1 protein-coding gene and 1 pseudogene are annotated in these 2149 nt (G+C 42.9%); both read right to left on the bottom strand.

The window, feature by feature from the left end:
• A pseudogene (locus tag AB4517_RS21770) lies at positions 1 to 409 on the bottom strand (flagellin B); the annotation flags it as partial.
• A gap of 362 nt (positions 410 to 771) precedes the next feature.
• A complete protein-coding gene (locus AB4517_RS21775) occupies positions 772 to 2040 on the bottom strand; it encodes an IS4 family transposase (RefSeq protein ID WP_372149935.1) in 1269 nt (422 codons plus the stop codon).
• Positions 2041 to 2149 lie beyond the last annotated feature (109 nt).

Here is a 2149-nt window from a genome sequence, read left to right on the forward strand (position 1 = left end):
GTTTGTTACCACCGAAAGACGTCGTTTCTGCGATACGGTTAAGTTCATTGTTAAGCGCAGTTACTTCTTCTTGAATCGCTACACGCTCAGATTTTGAGTTTGAGCCGTTTGAAGACTGTAGAGACAAATCACGCATACGTTGCAGGATGTTCGTTGTCTCGTTCATTGCACCTTCAGCAGTTTGTGCAATAGAGATACCGTCGTTCGCGTTACGTACAGCAACATCAAGACCACGGCTCTGAACGTTCAAACGGTTCGAGATTTGTAGGCCCGCAGCGTCATCTTTTGCGCTGTTGATTTTTGAGCCAGAAGCTAGACGCTCCATTGATGTTTGTTGTGCGCTGTTTGCGTTGTTTAGGTAACGTTGCGCTGTCATCGCTGAAACGTTTGTATTTACATTCACTGCCATGGTGATTTCTCCAATTGATTTTCCGGTATAGCGGTTTCCGACGTCTCGGAAAACCAAGTAGTTCTCTCAAAGTTACTTTTAATAACGGCGCGAAAATCAGAAGCTTTAGAAAAACTTTCAAAAAACCACAAAAAATTATTAATTTAATATTTATCAACAACTTAATTTTCATCACTTTCTAATACAGCGATAGCTTTCAATTGAGAAAAGATCTTAATCTGTTTGAGAAATGTACGAATTTCAGTCTAAGTTACTCAAGGTGGAGAAATGATCAATCGCCAAAGATCTCCGAGTTAGGCAGATCTTGTGTAATAGATGAGATTATTTATCGTGAAGAAGAACAGTCAAACATAGACAGAACCTTAAGCACTAAGCTCAGCGTAAACTCCGTCTAACGTAATGTTTTCTTTAGACTTCCTCTGCGCGGACTTTTGAGTGTTCCTTGATATATAACTGGTAGCCCATTCGATTTTATTGCTGATTTCTGACCATGCGCCGTGACTGATACATTCAAATATTGGTAACAGCCAGACATCCACATTTTTTGCCGCTTTAAACAATGAGACCGATGGCATTATCTGAAGCGCAATACTACGCCTAATGATCAGCGCAAGTAAACTGGCCCAGATGAGCCCATCAACGATGGCCTTTTGTGCGGTGACAAATCGTTGCCAGTTGGTGTGAGACTTTAACTCTTTAAAAAGCAGTTCCACCTGCCATCGACAGCGGTAGATCGCCATGATGTCATCGGCAGTAAAGGTGTCTGAAGGTAAGTTAGTTATCCAAATGCAGAATCGTTTTTCTTCAGCAAACCATCGTCGCACGACTCTAAACTCTTGTTTACCTCGACGGACTTTTAGGTCAAGGACCTGCGAACGGTTGGTACCTCGAGTAATGTCTTTCAGCTTCTTCCCTTCTAGCTTAGGCAGCAGTCGCCCCTTGCCGTTCCTTGTCTCAATAATCATAGGGTTCAGAGACTTAGCACCTCGGACAATATAGAATCCGCCATGCTGTTCAAGCTCTCGAAAGAAGTGGAAATCAGGATACCCTGCCTCAGCTAACAGCAATTTGTTGTTCATCGTTTTGGGCTCAGGTAAAAAATCTCTTTCTGATGCCGTATCAGCGCTGATGTTCATCGCGACTGGAGAAAAGCTTTTCAACGACATTGTCATATGACATTCAACCGCTGCAGGGTTACGTTTAAATCGACTCGGATAAACATCCGCCAGGTCACGATGGATGTGGAAAGAGCTGCCATCTTGAAGCAGTACATCATCAAAGGTGTCGAGCTTATTTGGTAGACCGACATTCTGCTGGCGAGCAAATTGAGCTATTGCACGCATAACAAGTTGCCGCATGAAATTAGGAAACTCATTTTTCCTCAACTGGTTATGGTAAGGCTTGTATGCCACGGCACCTTCAGGGCTCAAGCACATCCCATTGAATTGTCGCAGTAAATCCGCAATGGAAGTGCAGTTTCCTTTGCTTAACGCGGCCACTAAGCTAATGACTAGCTGCTCGGGTAATATCGCCCGACACCGTTTCATCAGGCCTGTACTTTTCGCCATTTTTTGGAGGGTGTCAGCATTAAAGAATTGCTTAAATTGCTTCTGTAAGGAGATAATCGTCATCGGCTTCACTATTGATGTAGGTAGTTTGTTTGGCGACGATTATCTGATCATAAATGAAGCCTTTTTTCTATCTAAATAAACAAGTTAGCTCTTAAGATCCTGTCTATGA

This window comes from Vibrio sp. 10N.222.52.C3 (genome assembly GCF_041474195.1).
In the GTDB taxonomy this organism is placed as follows: Bacteria; Pseudomonadota; Gammaproteobacteria; order Enterobacterales; family Vibrionaceae; genus Vibrio; species Vibrio crassostreae_C.

Bases quoted from the DNA above. Each gene is read 5' to 3' on its own strand.
- AB4517_RS21775 (WP_372149935.1), bottom strand. From the start codon at position 2,040: ATGACGATTATCTCCTTACAGAAGCAATTTAAGCAATTCTTTAATGCT.